Source organism: Arthrobacter sp. CC3 (assembly GCF_039907775.1).
Lineage (GTDB): Bacteria > Actinomycetota > Actinomycetes > Actinomycetales > Micrococcaceae > Arthrobacter.
Genome location: NZ_JARCCY010000002.1, coordinates 360,342 through 380,953 on the forward strand (window position 1 = coordinate 360,342; position 20,612 = coordinate 380,953).

Annotated in this window: 21 protein-coding genes and 1 pseudogene; 16 read left to right on the top strand and 6 right to left on the bottom strand. The window is 66.8% G+C overall.

What is annotated here, in order from left to right; all coding sequences use genetic code 11:
- The first annotated feature begins 16 nt into the window (after positions 1 to 16).
- The 5 genes and pseudogenes from PV761_RS01545 (at position 17) to PV761_RS01565 (ending at position 5,110) form a co-directional block, all read left to right on the top strand.
- Entirely contained in the window at positions 17 to 313 is a 297-nt protein-coding gene (locus PV761_RS01545; RefSeq protein WP_347893779.1) for a hypothetical protein, read from the top strand.
- Positions 288 to 515: a hypothetical protein gene (locus tag PV761_RS01550; RefSeq protein WP_347893781.1), complete on the top strand. Its 228-nt coding sequence runs from the start codon at positions 288 to 290 to the stop codon at positions 513 to 515. Before PV761_RS01545 ends, PV761_RS01550 begins: the two co-directional genes overlap by 26 nt.
- Before the next feature lie 451 nt (positions 516 to 966).
- Positions 967 to 2,778, top strand: a complete 1,812-nt coding sequence (locus tag PV761_RS01555; protein WP_347893783.1) for a proline--tRNA ligase — start codon at positions 967 to 969, stop codon at positions 2,776 to 2,778.
- A gap of 18 nt (positions 2,779 to 2,796) precedes the next feature.
- Entirely contained in the window at positions 2,797 to 3,591 is a 795-nt protein-coding gene (locus PV761_RS01560; protein ID WP_347893785.1) for a TSUP family transporter, read from the top strand.
- A 66-nt stretch (positions 3,592 to 3,657) separates the two neighbouring features.
- Positions 3,658 to 5,110: pseudogene (locus PV761_RS01565) on the top strand (pyridoxal-dependent decarboxylase).
- A 26-nt stretch (positions 5,111 to 5,136) separates the two neighbouring features.
- Here PV761_RS01565 and PV761_RS01570 read toward each other — a convergent pair.
- The 3 genes from PV761_RS01570 to PV761_RS01580 all read right to left on the bottom strand — a co-directional run bounded on the left by PV761_RS01570 (position 5,137) and on the right by PV761_RS01580 (position 8,220).
- Complete coding sequence (locus tag PV761_RS01570) at positions 5,137 to 6,144, bottom strand: aminoglycoside phosphotransferase family protein (RefSeq protein WP_347893787.1); 1,008 nt, start codon at positions 6,142 to 6,144, stop codon at positions 5,137 to 5,139.
- A gap of 43 nt (positions 6,145 to 6,187) precedes the next feature.
- Positions 6,188 to 6,919, bottom strand: coding sequence for a VIT family protein (locus PV761_RS01575; RefSeq protein WP_055798464.1), 732 nt, complete (start codon positions 6,917 to 6,919; stop codon positions 6,188 to 6,190).
- Positions 6,920 to 7,002: 83 nt separating this feature from the next.
- Positions 7,003 to 8,220, bottom strand: coding sequence for a ferritin-like domain-containing protein (locus PV761_RS01580; protein WP_347893790.1), 1,218 nt, complete (start codon positions 8,218 to 8,220; stop codon positions 7,003 to 7,005).
- Between the two features lie 105 nt (positions 8,221 to 8,325).
- Between PV761_RS01580 and rimP the strand changes: the two genes are divergently transcribed.
- The 5 genes from rimP (at position 8,326) to rbfA (ending at position 14,291) form a co-directional block, all read left to right on the top strand.
- Entirely contained in the window at positions 8,326 to 8,943 is a 618-nt protein-coding gene (rimP, locus tag PV761_RS01585; RefSeq protein ID WP_347893792.1) for a ribosome maturation factor RimP, read from the top strand.
- Complete coding sequence (nusA, locus tag PV761_RS01590; protein ID WP_028272174.1) at positions 8,943 to 9,923, top strand: transcription termination factor NusA; 981 nt, start codon at positions 8,943 to 8,945, stop codon at positions 9,921 to 9,923. Before rimP ends, nusA begins: the two co-directional genes overlap by 1 nt.
- A gap of 217 nt (positions 9,924 to 10,140) precedes the next feature.
- Entirely contained in the window at positions 10,141 to 10,482 is a 342-nt protein-coding gene (locus PV761_RS01595) for a YlxR family protein (protein ID WP_347893794.1), read from the top strand.
- A 152-nt stretch (positions 10,483 to 10,634) separates the two neighbouring features.
- Positions 10,635 to 13,541 carry a translation initiation factor IF-2 gene (gene infB / locus PV761_RS01600; RefSeq protein WP_347893796.1) on the top strand — a complete coding sequence of 969 codons (2,907 nt, stop codon included), beginning with the start codon at positions 10,635 to 10,637 and terminating at the stop codon, positions 13,539 to 13,541.
- A gap of 240 nt (positions 13,542 to 13,781) precedes the next feature.
- Positions 13,782 to 14,291, top strand: coding sequence for a 30S ribosome-binding factor RbfA (gene rbfA / locus PV761_RS01605; RefSeq protein ID WP_028272177.1), 510 nt, complete (start codon positions 13,782 to 13,784; stop codon positions 14,289 to 14,291).
- Positions 14,292 to 14,359: 68 nt separating this feature from the next.
- Here rbfA and PV761_RS01610 read toward each other — a convergent pair whose 3' ends face one another.
- The gene (locus PV761_RS01610; protein ID WP_347893798.1) at positions 14,360 to 15,475 is read right to left on the bottom strand and encodes a ScyD/ScyE family protein; all 1,116 of its coding nucleotides are present in this window, start codon (positions 15,473 to 15,475) and stop codon (positions 14,360 to 14,362) included.
- A gap of 205 nt (positions 15,476 to 15,680) precedes the next feature.
- Between PV761_RS01610 and PV761_RS01615 the strand changes: the two genes are divergently transcribed.
- The 3 genes from PV761_RS01615 (at position 15,681) to PV761_RS01625 (ending at position 17,145) form a co-directional block, all read left to right on the top strand.
- Positions 15,681 to 16,166, top strand: coding sequence for a nucleoside deaminase (locus tag PV761_RS01615; protein ID WP_347893800.1), 486 nt, complete (start codon positions 15,681 to 15,683; stop codon positions 16,164 to 16,166).
- Positions 16,167 to 16,285: 119 nt separating this feature from the next.
- On the top strand, positions 16,286 to 16,723 hold the full coding sequence (trxA, locus tag PV761_RS01620; RefSeq protein WP_156372287.1) for a thioredoxin: 438 nt from the start codon (positions 16,286 to 16,288) through the stop codon (positions 16,721 to 16,723).
- A gap of 83 nt (positions 16,724 to 16,806) precedes the next feature.
- The gene (locus PV761_RS01625) at positions 16,807 to 17,145 is read left to right on the top strand and encodes a CU044_2847 family protein (RefSeq protein ID WP_028272181.1); all 339 of its coding nucleotides are present in this window, start codon (positions 16,807 to 16,809) and stop codon (positions 17,143 to 17,145) included.
- A 39-nt stretch (positions 17,146 to 17,184) separates the two neighbouring features.
- On the opposite strand, the gene PV761_RS01630 is transcribed toward PV761_RS01625, so the two are convergent.
- Together PV761_RS01630 and PV761_RS01635 are read right to left on the bottom strand one after the other, a co-directional pair.
- On the bottom strand, positions 17,185 to 17,394 hold the full coding sequence (locus PV761_RS01630; RefSeq protein ID WP_028272182.1) for a hypothetical protein: 210 nt from the start codon (positions 17,392 to 17,394) through the stop codon (positions 17,185 to 17,187).
- 149 nt (positions 17,395 to 17,543) lie between these two features.
- Positions 17,544 to 18,698, bottom strand: coding sequence for an aminotransferase class I/II-fold pyridoxal phosphate-dependent enzyme (locus PV761_RS01635; RefSeq protein WP_347893804.1), 1,155 nt, complete (start codon positions 18,696 to 18,698; stop codon positions 17,544 to 17,546).
- 99 nt (positions 18,699 to 18,797) lie between these two features.
- Between PV761_RS01635 and truB the strand changes: the two genes are divergently transcribed.
- The 3 genes from truB to PV761_RS01650 are packed head-to-tail and all read left to right on the top strand — an operon-like array spanning position 18,798 to position 20,583.
- A complete protein-coding gene (gene truB, locus PV761_RS01640) occupies positions 18,798 to 19,733 on the top strand; it encodes a tRNA pseudouridine(55) synthase TruB (protein ID WP_347893806.1) in 936 nt (311 codons plus the stop codon).
- A gap of 1 nt (position 19,734) precedes the next feature.
- Positions 19,735 to 20,088, top strand: a complete 354-nt coding sequence (locus tag PV761_RS01645) for a hypothetical protein (RefSeq protein WP_347893808.1) — start codon at positions 19,735 to 19,737, stop codon at positions 20,086 to 20,088.
- 18 nt (positions 20,089 to 20,106) lie between these two features.
- Positions 20,107 to 20,583: a hypothetical protein gene (locus PV761_RS01650; protein WP_347893810.1), complete on the top strand. Its 477-nt coding sequence runs from the start codon at positions 20,107 to 20,109 to the stop codon at positions 20,581 to 20,583.
- Positions 20,584 to 20,612: the final 29 nt, after the last annotated feature.

The following is a 20,612-nucleotide window of genomic DNA, read 5'->3' on the forward strand; positions in this document are numbered from 1 at the left end:
ACTTATTGGGGGATAAATGAATACGTCCGTTGTGCGCTTTTTCGGGGCTTCTGCCCTCCTGGTGCTTGGCCTGTCCGCCTGCGGCGGTCCTGCCGCCCCTGCTGGCGCCGGGGCGTCCCCGGAAACGTCCGCCGCATCTGTCACCCCCAGCCCCACGCCAACGGAAGCGGCATTCACCATGCTGACCTCCGAGGAACTCGCGGAGATCGCCGGAGCCGTGAAGGACTCAGGCAGCGTACCCCTCTCCGTCTTGCCTGCCGACAAGGTCTCGCAGGCAGGGAATGTCCATGACAGCCGAGACCACCCGGCTTGACAGCGGTGCCGGCACCGACGGCGCGATTGCCATGCAAACGGACGTCACCTTGCCTACAGGCGGAACCCAGAGCACCGTGATGGCCTTCGCCGTCAAGGGCGGAGTCCTGATCTCGGCGCAGGCCACAGGGACCGGCGTTACGGAGTCCGACCTCGCGGCCGCGGAAGCCATGCTGGACCAGGCAGCCGCCCTGATCGACTAGCCGAACGGCCGCCGGGGAGAATGCGGTAACACAGAGTCAACTGTCGAAAACTGCGTGACGACTCTTGTAATGGTGCCGTGAATCACATAGGTTCTTCCTAGCCGCGCCGATGGGGTGCGTGCGGTCTCAGGGGGAAATCAGCAGATGGCACTGGACGTTGACCTTCCCAGCAGGCACGCCTAGCGCTTCCTCCGGACTTCTGGGTCCGACGGGCCGTAAGAGCCACGCCAAAACAGGATGACCAGCCAGCAACGGCCAGGGGCTTCCTTTCAGTTCTGGCGTGGCTCTTCTCCGTCCGGTGCGGGAATGCGCGGGAACACGAGGGGGCATGGGCTCCGGTGCCCGGCGGCCGGGAACCCGGCACCCGCCGCGCCACGGTAGATTAGTACCCAGACGAATTTGCCCCGCCCGTCATCTGAACAGGCACCTCCCAAGAAACGGATTCCTACCCGTGGTCCTTCGACTATCCAAGCTGTTCCTGCGCACCCTGCGCGAAGATCCCGCCGATGCCGAGGTGGCGAGCCACCGGCTCCTGGTCCGTGCCGGGTATATCCGCAGGGCAGCGCCGGGCATCTACACCTGGCTGCCGCTTGGCCTGAGCGTGCTGCGCAAAGTGGAGAAAGTCATCCGCGAGGAAATGACCGCCATCGGCGCCCAGGAAGTCCACTTCCCGGCACTCCTGCCCAAGGAGCCCTACGAGGCCACCAACCGGTGGACCGAGTACGGCGAGGGCATTTTCCGGCTCAAGGACCGCAAGGGCGGGGACTACCTCCTGGCGCCCACGCACGAGGAAATGTTCACCCTGCTGGTCAAGGACCTGTACTCCTCGTACAAGGACCTTCCGCTGAGCATCTACCAGATCCAGAACAAGTACCGCGATGAGGCCCGGCCGCGCGCCGGCCTGCTGCGCGGCCGCGAGTTCATCATGAAGGACTCCTACTCGTTCGACGTCGACGACGCCGGCCTGGACGCGAGCTACAACGCACACCGCGCCGCCTACCTGAAGATCTTCGAGCGCCTCGGCCTTGAAGTGGTTCCGGTGGCCGCCACGGCAGGTGCCATGGGCGGCTCCCGGAGCGAGGAGTTCCTGCACCCCACCGAGATCGGCGAAGACACGTTTGTGCGCTCCGCCGGCGGCTACGCGGCCAACGTGGAGGCCGTGACCACCGTGGTGCCCGCGGCGATCGACTTCACCAACGCGCCTGCCGCAGAGATCCGGAACACCCCGAACACTCCCACCATCGACACGCTCGTGGACGCAGCCAACCAGCTGGTTCCCCGCGACGAGAACGACGGCGGCGCCTGGACGGCCGCTGACACGCTGAAGAACGTCGTCCTCGCCATCACCCTTCCCACCGGGGAGCGGCAGATCGTCGTCATCGGCGTGCCCGGTGACCGCGGCGTCGACCTGAAGCGGGTAGAGGCCAACATCGGCGCCTACCTGCCGGTCGCCGGCGAGATCACCGTTGAGGCCGCCGGCGAGGAAGACCTTGCCCGCAACCCCCTGATCGTCCGCGGCTACCTGGGCCCCGGCATGTCGCTGAGCGCACCGCTCCTCGGACTCGAAGGTGCCGCCAAGCTCCTGTACCTGGTGGATCCCCGCGTGGTCAGCGGCACCGCCTGGGTCACCGGCGCCAACATGGCCGGAAAGCACGTCTTCGGCCTCGTAGCCGGCCGCGACTTCGGCTGGGATGGCGTGATCGAGTGCACCGAAGTGCGTGCCGGCGACGAGGCCCCGGACGGATCCGGACCGCTGGAGACCGCCCGCGGCATCGAGATGGGCCACATCTTCCAGCTCGGCCGCAAGTACGCAGAGGCCCTTGAACTGAAGGTCCTGGACCAGAACGGCAAGCAGGTGGTGGTCACCATGGGTTCCTACGGCGTCGGCGTTACCCGCGCCGTCGCGGCCCTGGCCGAATCCAACCACGATGCCAAGGGCCTGGTCTGGCCCCGCGCTGTCGCTCCCGCTGATGTCCACGTCGTGGCTGTGGGCCGGGGCGAGGAAATCTTCGCGGCGGCCGAGAAGCTCTCACTCGAGCTTGAAGCCGCAGGCCTCGAGGTCATCTACGACGACCGCCCCAAGGTTTCCCCGGGCGTCAAGTTCGGCGATGCGGAGCTCGTCGGAGTGCCCACCATCCTGGCTGTTGGCCGCGGACTGGCGGACGGCGTTGTGGAGATCAAGGACCGCCGCAGCGGTGAGGCGGAGAACGTGGCCGTGGAGAAGGCCGTTGACTATGTGGTCAACGCCGTCCGCAGCAAGTAACCCTGCACGGCTGAAGGAGTGATCTCGGGATTCGAGTCGCTGGAGCCCGCCACGCTGATCCTCATCATCGTGGCGGGCTTCGCCGCAGGGTGGATTGACGCAGTGGTGGGCGGCGGGGGACTGATCCAGCTCCCGGCGCTGCTGCTGGTGCCGGGCATCAGCCCGGTCCAGGCTCTCGCCACCAACAAAATGGGTTCCATTTTCGGGACCACCACCAGCGCCGTGACGTACTACCGGCGGGTCAGGCCGGACCTGCGGACCGCCATACCCATGGCAGTCATTGCGCTGGCCGGGAGCTTCGGCGGCGCGGTGCTGGCCGCCACCCTGCCGGCGAGCGTCTTCAAGCCCATCATCGTGGCGGCGCTCGTGGCCGTCGCGCTGTTTACGGCGTTCAAACCCAACATCGGCGACCTGACCTCGCTCCGCCACGACGGCCGGACCCACTACGTGGTGGCCTGCCTCATCGGAGCGGCCATCGGATTCTACGACGGCGTGATCGGGCCAGGGACGGGTTCATTCCTGATCATCGCGCTGGTGTCCGCGATGGGCTACGCGTTCCTCGAGGCCAGCGCCAAGGCAAAGATCGTGAACATGGCCACCAATGCCGGTGCCCTGATCTTTTTCCTGCCGCACGGCTCGCTGCTCTGGGGCGTGGGGCTGGTGCTGGGACTCGCCAACATGGCGGGTGGCTACCTCGGGGCGCGGACCGCGGTGAAGCAGGGCAGCACCTTCATCCGCAACGTTTTCCTCGCCGTCGTCGGCGCCCTCATCCTCAAGCTCGGCTTCGACATCTGGCAGGACACCTTCGCCTAGCAGGCTAGCCGACGGGGATGCGAAAGACCCTCCCGGCCGGGAGGGGCGCGGGCGTACCATGCTCCTATGTCAACAGGGGACGAGCCTTTCCGCGACGCCTTGGACGCAGCAGCCGGGCACGCCCGTGAATGGCTGGCAAGCCAGCAGACCCGCCGGGTAGGGCCCCGGGCCACGGCAGGGGAGCTGGAGGCCGTCTTCGGTCCCCCTGCCCCGGGCCGGCATGCCGGCAGAAGAAGTGATCGACTATCTCGCGGCCGAGGCGGAACCCGGCCTGATGGCCATGCCATCGGGCCGTTTTTTCGGCTGGGTCATCGGCGGCACCCTGCCCGCCGCCCTGGCTGCGGACTGGCTGGTCAGTGCCTGGGACCAGAGCTCCATGCTCCGTGCCGCCACGCCCGCCACGGCGGCCCTCGAGGCCGCAGCCGGGCACTGGTTCCTGGAGCTGCTGGGCTTGCCGGAAACGGCCGACGTCGGTTTTGTCACCGGCGCGACCATGGCCAACTTCGCCGGCCTGTCCGCCGCCCGCTGGCGCGTCCTGGAGAAGGCCGGCTGGGACGTCAACACCGGTGGCCTTGCCGGCGCACCGGCACTGCGCTGCATAGTCGGCCAGGAACGCCATGACTCGATCGATCTCGCCTTGCGGTACCTGGGCCTGGGAAGCCCCATCGTGGTGCCTTCGGACCGGGAGGGCCGCATGGATCCGGCGGAGCTGGACTGCGCCCTGGACCGCGCCGCACTGGACCGCGCCGCCCTGGACCGCGCCCTGGTCCCGGCATCGGACGGCACCGCCCTGTCAGCCGCCGCCCCGCCGATTGTGTGCCTGCAGGCCGGGAATGTGCATTCCGGCGCGTTCGATCCGTTCCTCCAGGCAATCACCGTCGCGAAGGCACATGGCGCCTGGGTGCACGTTGACGGGGCTTTCGGACTCTGGGCGGCTGCGGTGCCGGAACTTGCCGCCCTGACCGCAGGCCTCCACCTTGCTGACTCGTGGGCAACCGATGCTCACAAGACACTCAACGTGCCCTACGACTGCGGCATCGTGGCTGTGCGGGACACGGAGGCGCTTGAGGCCGCCATGAGCGTCGACCCCAGTTACATCATCCGGGATGCCGGCGCGGCCGCAGATCCCTTCCAGACCGTCCCGGAACTCTCCCGCCGTGCGCGCGGCGTTCCCGTGTGGGCGGCGCTGAAGTCCCTTGGCCGGGATGGCGTTGCGGCGCAGGTGCGCAATCTGGCGAGCCGCGCTTCGCAGCTGGCGGAGCAACTGTCGGCGCTGGACGGCGTGGAAATACTTAACGACGTCGTCTACACACAGGTCTCGCTGGCCTTCGGCGATGACGCCACCACGCGGGCCGTGACGGCCCGGATCATCGAGGACGGGCTGGTGTGGATGTCCGGTTCCCGCTGGCAGGGGCGGGATATCCTGCGTCTTTCTGTGAGCAACTGGACAACGGACGACGCCGACGTCGAGGCAGCCGTCGCGGCCGTGCGGAAAGCGCTGGCAGCAGTTCGCGGCTAGGCCCGGCCGCTAGGTCCCCCGGTTGCTTAGCCCGGTCCGGCTTCACCCGGCGCCGGAAGGTCATGCGCAGCGGGCAATCCGTCGAGGGTGCGTCCGGCCAGCGTGCTGGCCACCCAGAGCGAACGGGCCAGATCGCCGCCGTGGTGGGGGCGCGAAGCATAGGACAAGGCGTTCTCAACTTCGCGGGCAAGGCTCCACTGCCTGGCGGCCTCGGCATCCATCCCGGCCGCGTCGCTGAAGTCGCGGCACCTCGCCAGTAGTCCCCGCCGCGGATCAGACCGGGAGAGGTCCCGGATGCGGTTCCACAAGAGCGGGGCTACGGAGAACTCTGCTTCGCCGATCATCGGCTGCGGGTCGATTGCCGCAAAACCGCCCTGCGGCCGGGCCAGGATGTTCAGGTAATGGAAGTCCGTGTTGACCAGTACGTCGGTGCCGGCACGGCGGCCCACGGCTCCGCGCGTCTGGCAAACTTCCAGCGCAGCCTCCAGCAGCCAGCGCGGAAATGGCCGGCCGAGCTGCTCCCAGTCCGCCGGAAGATCATCGCTCCACTGCTCGGCGCGGGCCGCCACATGGTCGAATTCCTGCCACTCCGGGCGATGGTCCGGCCTCAGGCTCAACTGCCGTGTCAGCCCGCCCCAGACGCCTGCGGCCGTGTCGAGCGGTACCTCCTCGAGGGAGCGGCAGGCGTCCAGCCGTTCCAACAGCATGGAACACGTCCCGGCGTCGGATTCCAGGAGCCGCACCGCGCCGTTACCGTCCCACAGCCGGAGGGCGAAACGCTCCACCCGGGCTTCGTCGTGCGGGTAGGCAACCTTGAGGACAGCGGGGGCGCCTCTCCGGGTTACCGGGACAACCACGGCTCCGTGGCCGTTCCATGGCAGCTCACCGGGCGCCAGATCCACCTCAAGGTGCCACCGCTCCAGGCGTCCGCAAATCAGTCCCTGGAGCGAACCCAGCCAGGCGCGTCCGCCGCTTGTCCTGCCGTACCGGCGGCTCAGGTCAGGCGGGATGGGGACATCGACGGGTGCTTTCATCGGATCCAGCGTAACTGCTGGGCCGCCGGCAGAACGCGGAAGGTCAGGCGACCACGCCGCTGGCACCCAGCAGGTTGCCGATCCCGAAGGTCGCGATGAGGGCCAGTGCACCGCCGAGCACCACCCTGAACGCAGCCTTCGACTTCGAGCCTCCGCCGATCCATGCTCCGAGGGCACCGGTCAATGCCAGGGCCACCAGCACTGCCACGAACGTCAAGGGGACCCGGATCTCCTCCGGCGGCAGCAGGATTGCCAACATGGGCAGGATCGCTCCGATCAGGAACGCGATGGCTGACGCGAAGGCGGCATGCCACGGGCTGACGATGTCGGTCTCATCGATGTGGAGTTCGGCGGAAAGGTGCGCGCCAAGGGCGTCGTGGGCGGTCAGTTCCTCAGCCACCGTGCGGGCAGTGGCGGCACTGAGGCCCTTGCCCTGGTAAATGGCGGCGAGCTCCTCGAGCTCCTCCTCGGGCTGTTCGGCCAGTTCGCGTCTTTCTTTTTCGATGAGCGCCTGCTGGCTGTCCTTCTGGCTGCTGACGGACACGTATTCGCCCAGCGCCATCGAGATCGCGCCACCCACGACGCCGGCCGCACCGGCGATCAGGATAGGGCCGGAGTCCGTGGTGACGCCTGCCACGCCCACCACGATTGCCGCGACGGAGACGATGCCGTCGTTAGCGCCCAGAACTCCGGCACGCAGCCAGTTCAGGCGATGGGCGATGTCGTTGTGGTGCGGCTCGTTTTCATGCTGCGTTGCTGCTCCCGCGATGTCCATGCGTATAGCAAACCATCGGCCACCGCGGCCTGCCAGTAATACAAGGCTAAGAAAGGTAAGGCACGCTTAGGGTGAGGCGGGTTCTATCCGGCGTCCGACGGCACAGTTGACGCCCCCGGCGCGGTCGTTTCCTGCGACGGGCTTTCCTGGGGGAGCTCCGGAAGTTGCGCTGTATCCACCACGATGCCCGGCAGGGGACCGGGGTCGGAGCCCCACAGTACGGCGCGGTTGGCGGCTGCGAGGAGGCCGGAAATGGCCCATTGCCGCGTGCTCCCGCCGCTCAACGCCACAAGGTCCCCGTATACCGGAAGCGTTCCTGCTTCAAGGCTTCCCAGCCCGGCGGCGGGGGATGCGAGGAACGAGGGGCCAAGGGTGTACCCGGCCTCCCGCGGCGGAATGTCCACGCACAGGGCGCGGCTGAGGGCCTCGGCTTGAGCAAGCACCGATTCATGCCGGGCCAGCAGCTCCGACGCCGAGCCGGCGGCGGCTCCGTCGAGGCGGGCAAGCGCCACCTGGTAGCCGTAGACCGTTTCGGCCTCGGTCTTGACGGTCATCGCCAGTGCTGTCTTCGGGGTGGCTGATCCTTCAGCCGATCCATCAGCCGGACCGGACTCGGTGGAAGCTGGCGGGCAGGAACCGTCAGCTGCAGGCGAGGCGGTTGCCGATGACGGGGCCGCCGGCGCGGCTGTCGGTGAAGCGGTTGCCAGTGAAGCGGCTGTCGGTGAAGCGGCGGGGGACTCCGGCGCCGCAGGGGCGGCTGCCCCCAGCGCCGGTGCCAGCGAGGTCGCCTGAAGAACCTGCGCGGTGCCGACGGCGGCAAGCAGCCGTGCCATCCCGCCGTCGGACGCTGCCGCATCTTCGAGGCGCTGCCTGCCGCTGGCGGACAACGCGGCAACGAGTGCTGCGGGGGAATCAGCCGCCTCGGCCTGCGCCGCCGGAGTTGCGGTGGCTGTGCCGGCTCCCGATGCGGATGCAGCACCCGTGGCCGACGCATACGGTTCCGGATCGGTCCCGGTCAGCGCCCTCGCCTGGGTTGTCAGCAAAGTCACAGTGCGCAGCAGGGCCTGGCGCTCGGCGCCGGAAAAGGAGTCAGCCATTTTTCTTCCGGCAAGGCGCAGCTGCATCGTTTCGGTAAGCGCGGCGGTCCGTGCCCGTTCGGAAAACGCGGGTTCCGGCGCCTCCTGCGGAGGGCCGGGTGTCAGCGCCAGCCCCAGGCTGATGACCAGTATGGCCAACGACGCCAGGATGCCGTACCGGAAATAGTGTGCCGGCCGGGGTTTTTCCTTGGTGTCGTCTTTCACAACAGACCATGTTGTCATGCCCGGCAGCAAGCGAGTGCACCACGGTGGCCATAAAATGGCTACGCTAGTACACACAACATCATCTAGCGGGAGGCGGCCGGCATCGTGAGTAATGCAGAAGCCACGACTTCATCAGACCGGACCGGGACGGGCAAGGCTGAGGCCGAATCCGTGCACAACCCGGAAGCCGAGCGCGTCCGGGCGCTGCTGGAACCCTCGGTCCAGGCAAACCGGCTTTACCTGGAGGACGTATCCATTCAGGTTGCCGGTGCAAACCGTGTGGTCCACGTAGTGGTGGACCTGCCGCAGGAGGAGACCGGCGGAGTAAGCCTTGACGTTATTGCGGAGATTTCCAAGGAGCTCTCCGGCATCCTGGACAGCGACCCCAGCTACGACAGCCGCCCCTACGACCTCGAGGTTTCCTCGCCCGGCGTGGGACGGCCCCTCACCGAACCGCGCCACTGGCACCGTGCCCGCGGCCGCATGGTGAAGGTGAACGTCATCCAGGGCGAGAACCTGACCGGCAGGATCCAGTCCGTTGATGAGGACGGCGTGACACTGATACCGGAGATCGCCGCCAAGAAGGGCATGAAGCCCAAGCAGGGCGAACCGGAGAAGATTCCTTTCGACAGGATCCGCAATGGAAAAGTCGAGATAGAGTTCAGCCACCTCGATGAGGTCGGTCTGGAAGATGAAAACAATGGACCTTCTGAGGAGGCCTGATGGATATTGACATGAGCGCACTGAGACTTCTGGAGCGTGAGCGTGAAATCCCGCTGGACCTCCTGATTCCGACCATCGAGCAGGCGCTGCTGGTGGCGTACCACAAGTCTCCGGGAGCCTTCGAGAAGGCCCGCGCAGAGCTGGACCGCAAGAGCGGACACGTGACCATCTGGGCAACCGAAATCGACGACGACGGCGCCCCCATCGGTGAGTTCGAGGACACCCCGGCCGGGTTCGGCCGCATCGCTGCGAGCACGGCACGCCAGATCATCCTGCAGCGGCTGCGCGACGTCGAGGACGACAACGTCCTGGGCGAGTTCAAGGGCCGCGAGGGCGAACTTGTTGCCGGCACCATCCAGCAGGGCAACAACCCGCACATGATCCAGGTGAACCTTGGAACGGTGGAGGCGCTGCTGCCCCCGCCCGAACAGGTGCCCGGCGAGAAGTACATTCACGGAAACAGGCTTCGCGCCTTCGTCATCGACGTGCACCGCGGCACCAAGGGTCCGTCCATCACGTTGTCCCGCTCGCACCCCGGACTGGTCCGGAAACTCTTCGAGCTGGAAGTTCCGGAGATCGCCGACCGTTCGGTGGAGATCGTGGCACTCGCCCGCGAAGCCGGGCACCGCACCAAGATCGCTGTCAAGGCCAACATCCCCGGCATCAATGCCAAGGGTGCCTGCATCGGTGAAATGGGCTCGCGTGTCCGGGCCGTCATGACCGAGCTCAACGACGAAAAGATCGACATCGTTGACTTCAGCGAGGATCCGGCCAGCTTCATTGCCAGCGCATTGTCGCCGTCGAGGGTGAATTCCGTCACCATCACGGATGAAGCGACCCGCTCCGCACGTGTGGTGGTGCCGGACTACCAGCTGTCGCTTGCCATCGGCAAGGAGGGCCAGAACGCCCGCCTGGCCGCCAAGCTCACCGGCTGGCGGATCGACATCGTCTCCGACGCCGCGGTTCAGCGCGAAAACTAGCCCGCCGTTGCGGAGGGCACCCTCGGACTGTCCCGCCCGGTTTCGACCCGTCGTTTCGGGGCCGGGGCACCTGAGGGGCTAGAATAGACATTGACCGTGCCTTATGGCCGGTATCCGTGCGCCTTGAGCGTGCCCGCAGAACCTGCGTTCCTTTGGGGCGCAGCACCGGCGGGCGGGTTCGGGGCGGCAGATTTGTAAGGGCAGGAAGATACTCACCGTGGCGCACACGCAACACCTTGAGGATCAGCCGCAGCGTACCTGCATCGGATGCCGGAAGAAGGGTCCGCGGTCTGAGCTACTCCGGCTCGTCGCCGAAGGCAGCGGTTCCGCCGCTGTCGTGGTGGACGAACGACGCCGGATGGCTGGCCGGGGTGCTTGGCTGCACTCCAGCGAAACGTGCCTGGCGCTGGCTATAAAGCGGCGTGCGTTCGGACGTGCCCTCCCGGGCACCACCGGAATTGCCGCCGTCGAACGCCGGATAACGGCAGGCACGCAAGCCGTGGACATTCCGGTGGCCGCAGCAACAACCGTCCAACCTGAAAGCGGGTCAGAAAACTGATGGAAACCCGATGAGTTCCCAGCGATGAGTGCGCAACGATGACAACTTTGTTGCGCTCTGCAATGGACCTTTCAGCTGCACTCGCGGCGGAGGTCCGCAGTAAGAAGTAGACGGTTCGTGCCTGGCTCGGTGCGGACCGAGACAGGAGAAATGTGGCCAAGGTCCGCGTACATGAGCTTGCTAAAGAGCTCGGTATTACTTCCAAAGATGCAGTAACCAAACTGCAGGAACTGGGCGAATTCGTTCGCTCCGCCTCTTCCACCATTGAGGCCCCCGTTGTGAGGAAACTCCGCAACGCCTACCCCGCCGCCGGCGCTTCGAAGTCCGAAGCTCCCGCTGCAGCGCCCAAGGCGCCCGCCAGCCCCTCGGCTTCCCGTCCGGCCCCCGCGCCGGGCCCGGCAGCTCCGAAGGCTCCGGAACCCAAGGCTGAAGCTCCGGCCGCAGCCCCGGCCCCGTCGGCGCCTGCTCCCGCTGCAGCCCCTGCCCCCGCAGCCCCGGCTCCAGCAGCAGCTGCGCCGGCAGCCCCGGCGGCACCGTCCACCGGTGCTAAGCCCGGCGCACGCCCGGCCCCCAAGGCTGAAGCTCCCGCGGCCCCGGCGCGCTCCGGCGGCCAGGGCGGTTCGGCACCGCGTCCGGGCGGTCCCCGTCCCGGCAACAACCCCTTCGCCACGTCCCAGGGCATGCCCCGGGGCCGCGGCGGCGACAACGAACGTCCGCCGCGTCCGGGCAACAACCCGTTCGCGCCTTCCCAGGGAATGCCACGTCCGGGCGGAAGCCGCACCGAGGGCGAACGCCCCGGCGGCCCGCGTCCGGCAGCCGGTGCAGGTGGACCCCGTCCGGGTGCTCCGCGTCCCGGCGGCACCCAGGGTGCACGTCCCGGCGCTCCGCGTCCGGCCGGTGCTCCCGGCGCACGTCCCGGTGCAGGCGGCGGAAACCGTCCTACTCCGGGCATGATGCCTAACCGCACCGAACGTCCCGCACCCGCTGGTGCAGGCCGTCCCGGCGGCGGTGGCCGCGGCCCCGGACGCCCGGGCGGCGCACCGGGTACCGGTGGTGCTCCGGGTGCCGGTGGCGGTGCTCCGGCCGGCGGTGGCTTCGGCAAGGGCGGCCGCGGTCGCGGTGGCACCCAGGGTGCCTTCGGTAAGGGCGGCGCAGGCCGTGGCAAGCAGCGCAAGTCGAAGCGTGCCAAGCGTCAGGAACTCGAGCAGATGAGTGCTCCGTCGCTGGGTGGCGTAAGCGTGCCCCGCGGCGACGGCAACACCGTTGTCCGGCTCCGTCGCGGCTCGTCCATCACGGACTTTGCCGACAAGATCGAGGCGAACCCCGCTGCACTGGTGACCGTGCTCTTCCACCTCGGCGAAATGGCCACGGCCACGCAGTCGCTGGATGAAGAGACCTTCGCCCTGCTGGGCGAGGAGCTTGGCTACAAGCTCCAGGTCGTGTCCCCGGAGGACGAGGAGCGCGAGCTGCTCAGCACGTTCGACATCGACTTCGACGCAGAGCTGGAAGCCGAAGGCGACGAAGTACTGGAGGCACGTCCTCCGGTTGTCACCGTCATGGGTCACGTTGACCACGGTAAGACCCGCCTGCTGGATGCCATCCGTAACTCCGACGTTGTCGCGGGCGAACACGGCGGCATCACGCAGCACATCGGTGCTTACCAGATCACCACCGACCACGAAGGCATCGAACGCAAGATCACCTTCATCGATACTCCGGGCCACGAGGCGTTCACCGCCATGCGTGCCCGTGGTGCGAAGGTCACCGACATCGCCATCCTGGTGGTCGCAGCGGACGACGGCGTGATGCCGCAGACCGTTGAGGCCCTCAACCACGCACAGGCGGCCAACGTGCCGATCGTCGTGGCTGTGAACAAGATCGACAAGGAAGGCGCCAACCCGGACAAGGTCCGCGGCCAGCTGACCGAGTACGGACTGGTTCCCGAGGAATACGGTGGCGACACCATGTTCGTGGAGGTCTCTGCCCGCCAGAACCTCAACATCGACGAGCTGCTCGAGGCAGTCCTGCTCACCGCAGACGCTGCCCTGGACATGCGCGCCAACCCGAACAAGGACGCCCGCGGTATCGCGATCGAAGCCAACCTGGACAAGGGCCGCGGTTCCGTGGCCACCGTCCTGGTCCAGTCCGGTACGCTGCACGTCGGCGACACCATCGTGGCAGGCACGGCCCACGGCCGCGTCCGTGCGATGTTCGACGACGACGGCAGCGTCCTGACCGAGGCCGGCCCGTCCCGCCCCGTGCAGGTGCTGGGTCTGTCCAACGTCCCGCGTGCAGGCGACACCTTCTTCGTGACCGCTGACGAGCGCACCGCCCGCCAGATCGCCGAGAAGCGTGAAGCAGCCGACCGCAACGCCGCCCTGGCCAAGCGCCGCAAGCGCATCAGCCTGGAAGACTTCGACCAGGCCGTCGCCGAAGGCAAGATCGACACCCTCAACCTCATCCTCAAGGGTGACGTGTCCGGTGCCGTGGAAGCCCTCGAAGACGCGCTGCTCAAGATCGACGTCGGCGAAGGTGTCCAGCTCCGCGTTATCCACCGCGGTGTCGGTGCGATCACGCAGAACGACGTCAACCTGGCAACGGTCGACAGCGCCGTCATCATCGGCTTCAACGTCAAGCCCGCCGAGCGTGTTGCCGAACTGGCAGACCGCGAAGGCGTGGACATGCGCTTCTACTCCGTCATCTACGCAGCAATCGATGACATCGAGCTGGCCCTCAAGGGCATGCTCAAGCCGGAGTACGAAGAGGTCCAGCTTGGCACCGCCGAGGTCCGCGAAGTGTTCCGTTCCTCCAAGTTCGGCAACATTGCCGGTTCCATCGTTCGCTCGGGTGTTATCCGACGCAACACGAAGGCCCGCATCAGCCGCGACGGCAAGATCATCGGCGACAACCTCACCGTTGAGACGCTCAAGCGCTTCAAGGACGACGCAACCGAGGTCCGCACGGACTTCGAGTGTGGTATCGGCCTTGGCTCGTACAACGACATCAACGAAGGCGACATCATCGAGACCTTCGAGATGCGCGAGAAGCCGCGCGTCTAACGTGTTGCTTCGCTGGCGGGGCCGTTGGAATTTTTCCGGCGGCCCCGCCCCTACGCTGGGCGGCAACGGATCTGCGATCCATTGCCGCCCAGCTTCGGCAGGCCCGATGCCACTCCCAGGCCGCCGGAAAAATTCCAACGGGAGTCCGTCGTTGACTCGCCGTAGTGCGTGGCAGAAAACTGAAACGAGCGACCCCGCCCAACAGGCGTCGTCGTACATCCAAAATTTTTAGGAGTGGAAATGGCTGATCCCGCACGGGCTGCCAAGTTGGCGCAGCGGATTAAGGTTGTTGTTGCGGAGGCGCTGGGCCGGAGGGTGAAGGATCCCCGTCTGGAGGGCGTCACCGTGACCGATTCGCGCGTCACCAATGACCTGCAGCACGCCACGATCTACTACACCGTCTTCGGGGATGAAGTGGCGCACGCGGATGCCGCCAAGGGCCTGGAGAAGGCCAAGGGCGTTCTCCGGCAGGAAGTGGGCCGCAACATCACGGTCCGGCTGACTCCCACCCTCGAGTTCGTGGCTGACCAGATTCCGGTGAATGCCTCCAACCTCGAAGAACTGCTCCGTGCCGCCAAGAAGCGCGACGCCGAGGTTGCCGCCCTGGCTGCCAGCGCCAAGCACGCCGGCGACGCCGATCCTTACAAGAGCGACATTCCCGAGGATGTCGAAATCGACGAGGACGACTTCGACGAAGAGGACGAAGACCTCATCGACGACGAAGAAATCAACGAAGACGGCAACAAGTAGGACGTCGCATGCATGATTGTGGCCGGACCCGGAAGGGGTCCGGCCACTTTTGTGTCCAGGGAGCGGCCTCAGTGGCGGGAGTGGCCGTCCAAGTCAATGGACACCAGTTTGCCGTCGGGCGCCTGGTTCGGCGCCGGGAGGGCATCCGTGCTTGCGTACAGCTTGTCATCCCTGATGGAGACGTCGGCCGTGAGCTTGCCTGTCAGGACAGTTCGCTGCCCGTCGTCGCCGCTAATCCTGAGCACGCCGTCGCCGAACAGCGACGCGACGTAGATGTCGCCGTCGTCGTCAAATGCCAGCCCGGTGGGGGAGAGCACGTCGTCGGCGAATAGCCTAACCCTGCCGTTGTCCGGGTTGACCTTGTAGACGGACCCGCGTGCTCCAAGCCGCGGATCCTCCGGTCCGCCGGGAAGCGTGGTGACGTAGAGCCACCCGTCGGGCCCGACTGCCACGTCCGTGGGCACGGGTTCAAATGCATACGTCCGTCCCACAACACAGTCCGGCAGTTGCAGTGCAGCCGCAACCTCCGCGGTGATCCGGTAGGGCTGGGGCGGCAGGACGGCGACGGTTTCCGTGTCACCTGAACGGAGGTCCACGGAGACCACGCTGTTGGCTCCCGCATCGGCCACATAGGCCGTGCGGCCGGACAGGGCGATCGAGTACGGATGGGAATCCACGTCGCCTGTGTACGAGGCGGGCGGCATGCCTGCGGGCAGCTGCGCGGCGCACTCAGCCGGCAGGTTGCGGAAACCGTAGCGGGTCCCGCCGTCGGCGTTTTCGTTCGACTCCAAGGAAGCGAAGTCCCCGAATGTCCACTGCGTACCGTCATCGCTGATGGCCCGGATGTGGCCTGCCAGCGGCCGGTCGTCCATCGGGCCCGCGCCCTGGCTTTCCAGCAGGTACAGTGTGGACCGGCGCTCCGCGGTGCCCGCCACGTCCCAGTCAGGAGCCGAGTAGACGGTGGACTTGCTGCCGTCGGCGAGAACCCGGGTCAGGCGGCCGGCGAATTCCTCGCTGACAATGACCGAGCCGCCCCGGTCGGCGTTGACGTGCAGGGGACCCACTAGTCCGCCCGCGAGGACTACGGGGGTCCGCTCGGCTGGCGCGGCGCTGGCCGCAGTGGCGGGCGCCAGGAGCACGGCGATAGCTGCCGCGGACGCAATCACCCGACGTTGATTTCTCATGGTTCTCTCCAATGGCCTTTGATGAATATCAAGAGCCTTGAGACCACGGATTGGCTACCGCAATGAACGGCCGCCCCCCACTGCCCATATTCTAATTCCGGGTGTTCGGCGCCGTCGATGCCCCCGTCGATGGTCCCGTCGATGGTCACGCAAACTGCCGGGTCCGGCTCACCGGAAAAACAGGCCGGCTGGCTATGATCGGAGCATGGATGCCCAACCTTCAGCCGCCGATATCCAGGATTTCCTGGGCCAGGCCATCAACCTCGCCGTTCAGAATGTGGCCGACGGCGGCGGACCGTTCGGTGCGCTGGTGGTCACCGCGGACGGAAAAAGCCATTTTGGCGTCAACAGGGTCACCCGGGATAACGACCCCACTGCACATGCCGAGGTTGTTGCCATCCGCACGGCGGCGGCAGAATCCGCCAACTTCGATCTCAGCGGGGCGGTGCTCTACGCAAGCTGCGAGCCTTGTCCGCTGTGCCTCGCGGCCGCGTTGTGGGCGCGGATCGGCCGCGTGTATTTTGCCGCGGACAGGCACGGTGCCGCGGCTGCCGGGTTCGACGACGCCCTGTTCTACGAATATTTTGACGGCACCCGCCCGGAACTGATGCCGGTCAGCCAAACCGATGTCCCGACGTCGAACGTCCCTTTTGACGCGTGGCGGGACAACCCGGACCGCACTGAATACTGACCTCGGCGTGGGGGTTCCGGCCTGCTGGAGCGGCGGGACCTTCGACTCTATCCGGCAATGGTCGGCAGGCGTCCGATTAAGCCATGACCTCAGGTGCGGCTGGAAGGCAGCGCGGCGCAGTGGAACCGCGACTCATCAGGTGCCCCGGCTGCGGGAAGACAAACAGGATCCCGGCAGCTGCTCCCGGCCGTCCGCGCTGCGGCAACTGCCGCCACGACCTGCCATGGATTGTCGACGCCGGCGACGCTGACTTCAAACACATCGCCGAGCAGTCCACCGTGCCTGCCCTGATCGACTTCTGGGCCGAGTGGTGCGGCCCCTGCAAGTTGGTCAGCCCCGTCCTGGACCAGCTGGCAACGGAGAAGGCAGGCCGGATCAAACTGGTCAAAGTGGACGTGGATAAGGCTCCCGGGCTCTCCGCGAGGTTCGCAGTCCAGGCCATCCCCACGCTGATGGTGATTGTCAGCGGAATGGTGATTGCCCGGCAGGCGGGCGCCGCGCCGGCGCCGGCCCTGCGGACCTGGCTGGAGCACGCGCTTTCGTCCACGCTGAGCTGAGCAGCGCTCCGGTCCCGGCCCCAGTCGTTGCTCAGCAATCTGCAGCACATTCTCGCAACCATATTCGGCACACGGAGGAAGCCATGACAGAGATACTGCGCTACGAAGTCGGATCCGGCATGGTCCTCGTCGAAGCAGAGGAAAGCAGCTTCGGAGTGGAACACCCTTCGCGGGACGACCAGGGGATCCAGGACACCGGGCGCAGGCTTGAGGATGCCCTCGCGGCCATCCGGCCGGCAGCAAAAGCCGCCGCGGACGTCCTGGCGGACCTGGCGCCGGAACATCTGGAACTTCAGTTCGGCGTGAAATTGGCGGGAGCGGCAGGGGCCATCATCGCCAGGAACGTTGCCGAGGCCCACTTCATCGTCAGGATGTCATGGACGCCCGAGCAGGCGCCGCCCGAGGAGGAAATCGAATACTAAAGGCCCCTGCGGCCCAGGTGTATCGAACTTTGTCCGCGGCTATGTCCGCGACCGGCGGCCGCCGCGCGCCCCCAGGCCGCCGAGAAGCGGCGATCCCATGCCCAGCAGGAAACCGAAGTCGTACCAGTTGCCGGCCCTCGCGTTGTTGTAGAAGGGGAACTCAGCCCATGCGCCGAAAACGTGCGCGATGAGCACGATCCACGCCGTAAAACCGTTCCAGAAGCCCCACAGCAGGTCCTGCCACCACATGATGTTCCTCTCCGGTGCTGCCCCTCCGGTCAGACTAAAGCGCGGACAGCGTTCGCACTAGGGACTCATTGCCCCACTTGGACGCTGTTCCCGCGGGACTCGCGGTTCGGCCGCAGCACGCGGGGCGTCAGTCCTTGGACGTGGGGGTGTCAGGCCCTGGACGGCAAGCGGCCAAGGCCCTCCACGAGTTCAGCCTGCGCGCCGCAGAGCGCAATCCGGATCCAGCCTTCGCCGATGGAACCGAAGGCCGTGCCGGGTGCGAAGGAAACCCCGGCGTCGGCGAGGAACTTTCGGACCCAGGACCGCACATCGCCGCCGCTGACGTGGGATACATCCGCCCAAAGGTAGAACGCACCCTGCGCCGAAAGGAACGGAATGCCCTTGGATGCCAGCACTGCCGAGGCTGCGTCCCGGTTGGCCCGGTAGTGGGCGTGCGCATGGCCCACGTAGTCCTGCGGCCCCTCAAGCGCGGCGAGCGCGGCGTACTGGGACGGAGAGGCGACGCAGGAAACGATCGACTCCATCACATTGTTCATCTTCCGCTCCAGCCCGGGCGGGCAAATGAGCGCGCCGATCCGCAGCCCCGTCAGTCCGTAGGTCTTGGAGAGCGTCAACGAAGTGAAGACCCGCGCCTCCCCGGGGATGTCGCTGTCGAACCGGGCGGGGCTGACATGGGGGACATCGTAGGTGAATGCCTCATAGCATTCGTCGGAGATGATCCAGAGGTCGTGGCGCCGCGCCATGTCAACGAGGCCGCGGGTGAGGTCGCCGCCCAGCACCGCGCCCAGCGGGTTGGACGGCGAGTTCAGGATCAGCACCTTGGTCTGCGGCGTGATGAGGGCCTCGATGTCCTCGATCCTCGGCTGGAAATCGTGTTCCGGGTACAGCGGGTAGCGCACGGGGACAGCGTGCAGCAGCCGGCTGGTCATGGCGAAGGTGGGGTAGCCCGGATTGGGGATCAGGATTTCGTCGCCGGGGGAAAGCAGCAGGCTCATGGCGAAGTGGAGGCCCTGCTGTGCACCGTCCACGACGTAGACACGTTCGGACCCGACCTCCACGCCGTTGTGCTCACGGAACCTCGCGGCGAATGCCTCGCGGAGGGCGGGGATTCCGGCATTCGGCGTGTAGTTGGTTTCGTCGCGGTCCAGGCATGCCATGCCGGCCTCCAGGACGTGGCGGGGGACGGCGAAGCCTGGTTCGCCGATGCTCAGCACGATGGCTCCGGGGGTGGCCCATGCGGCCTCGGTGATCTCGCGGATCTGGTTGACGGGGAAGTCGTGGACGTGGGCGGCAAGCTCGGGCATGTCTGCCATCCTAACGGCCCGCTGCCGGCCGCCCGCGGGACCCGGCCGCCCGCCGTCGTGCGAAATGGGAGCGCCGCGGGCGCGGATATACTGGGAGGCGTGCTTTCTGGACTGGTGATAGTTGACAAGCCGCAAGGATGGACCAGCCACGATGTGGTTGGACGGATGCGGCGGCTGGCCGGTACCCGGAAAGTGGGGCATGCCGGCACGCTGGATCCCATGGCCACGGGTGTCCTGGTCCTCGGGATCAACAAGGCCACGCGGCTGTTGACGTACATCGTGGGCACATCAAAGACGTACACAGCCACCATCCGCCTGGGCGAATCGACAGTGACGGACGACGCCGAAGGCGAGGTGGTCAGCAGCCAATCTGCCGCGGCGGTCACCGAGGAAGCCATCCGGGCCGGCGTCGCAGCACTCACCGGCGAGATCCAGCAGGTGCCCAGCAGCGTGAGCGCCATCAAAGTCGACGGGGAACGCGCGTATGCCCGGGTCCGGTCCGGCGAAGACGTGAAGCTCGCTGCACGGCCCGTGACCATCCACCGTTTCGATGTCCATTCGGTCCGCCCGGAGCGCGAAGGCGAGGTCCTCGACGTGGACGTCACCGTGGAGTGCTCGTCCGGAACCTACATCCGGGCCCTGGCGCGCGACCTGGGTGACGCGCTCGGGACGGGAGGCCACCTGACGGCGCTGCGACGGACCCAGGTTGGCCCCTACACGCTGGACCAGGCCCGGACACTCGAGCAGCTGGCAGAGGAACTGGAAGTCCTGGAGATGTCCCGGGCGGCGCGGGCGCTCATGCCGAACCGGGAGCTCAGCGAGGATGAAGCCACTGAAATCTCCTTCGGCCGGCGGATAGCCGCGGGCGCGGCAGCCGGAACGCCGGACGCTGCTACCGCCGACAATCCCGCCGCCGCTTTCGCGCCCGACGGCTCGCTGGTGGCCCTGCTGGCGGACGCCGGCGGCTACGCCAAGCCGGTGCTCGTCTTTGCCCCGAGCAACGAACGGCCCGGCAGCGGCGAGCGGGCCAAGTAGCGTGGACGCGTACTTTTACATCATCCTGGCCGTCGGCCTGCTGTCCACGATCATCTGCGCCGTGGCGGGGATCATGAACAAAGCACCGAACGACGCCACCATCCTGTCCGTGGCCGCCGTCGAACTGGCACTCCTGGTTTACCTTGTCGGCTCCATCGTCCGCGTTTCGTCGGGAGAACAGATGGCCGGGGAACCCTGGGAATTCTGGGGCTATTTGATCACTGCGCTGATCCTGCCCGTTGGCGCCGTGTACTGGTCCATCCTGGAACGCACCCGGTGGAGCAACTTTGTCCTGGCTGCCGTGGGCGTCACAGCCCTTGTCATGGCCGCCCGCATGAACCAGATCTGGTACTGAGTGGAAGAAGCACAAGACGTGACTCCGCAAACCCCCGTCAACAAGACCGACGCGGCACCAAAGGCCCAGTCCAAGGACACCCGGAACACCGGGCCCGGGCGGCTGCTGATCGCCGTCTACGCAGTGTTCGCCATCTCCGCCACGGCGCGCGCCGGCTACCAGATTCTCACCAAGTTCAACGAGGCGCCCCTTGCGTACCTGCTCTCGGCGTTCGCGGCACTCGTCTATGTCGTCGCCACGATCTCCCTGGCGAGGCCGGGCAGGACGTGGTTCAAGGTGTCCGTGGCGGCCGTCCTCGTGGAACTGATTGGCGTGGTGGTGGTCGGAGCGCTCAGCATTTTCGACTCCGTCAACTTCCCGCACGAGACCGTCTGGTCCCTCTTCGGCCGTGGTTACGCATTTGTCCCGCTGCTGCTTCCCATCCTTGGCCTTGTGTGGCTGTACAGGCGGCGGGCGTCAGTTAGTTCACAGTCTGCAGGGTCACGGTCCGCCTGACTCAGCGGCCGTAAATTGTCGGACCCTCG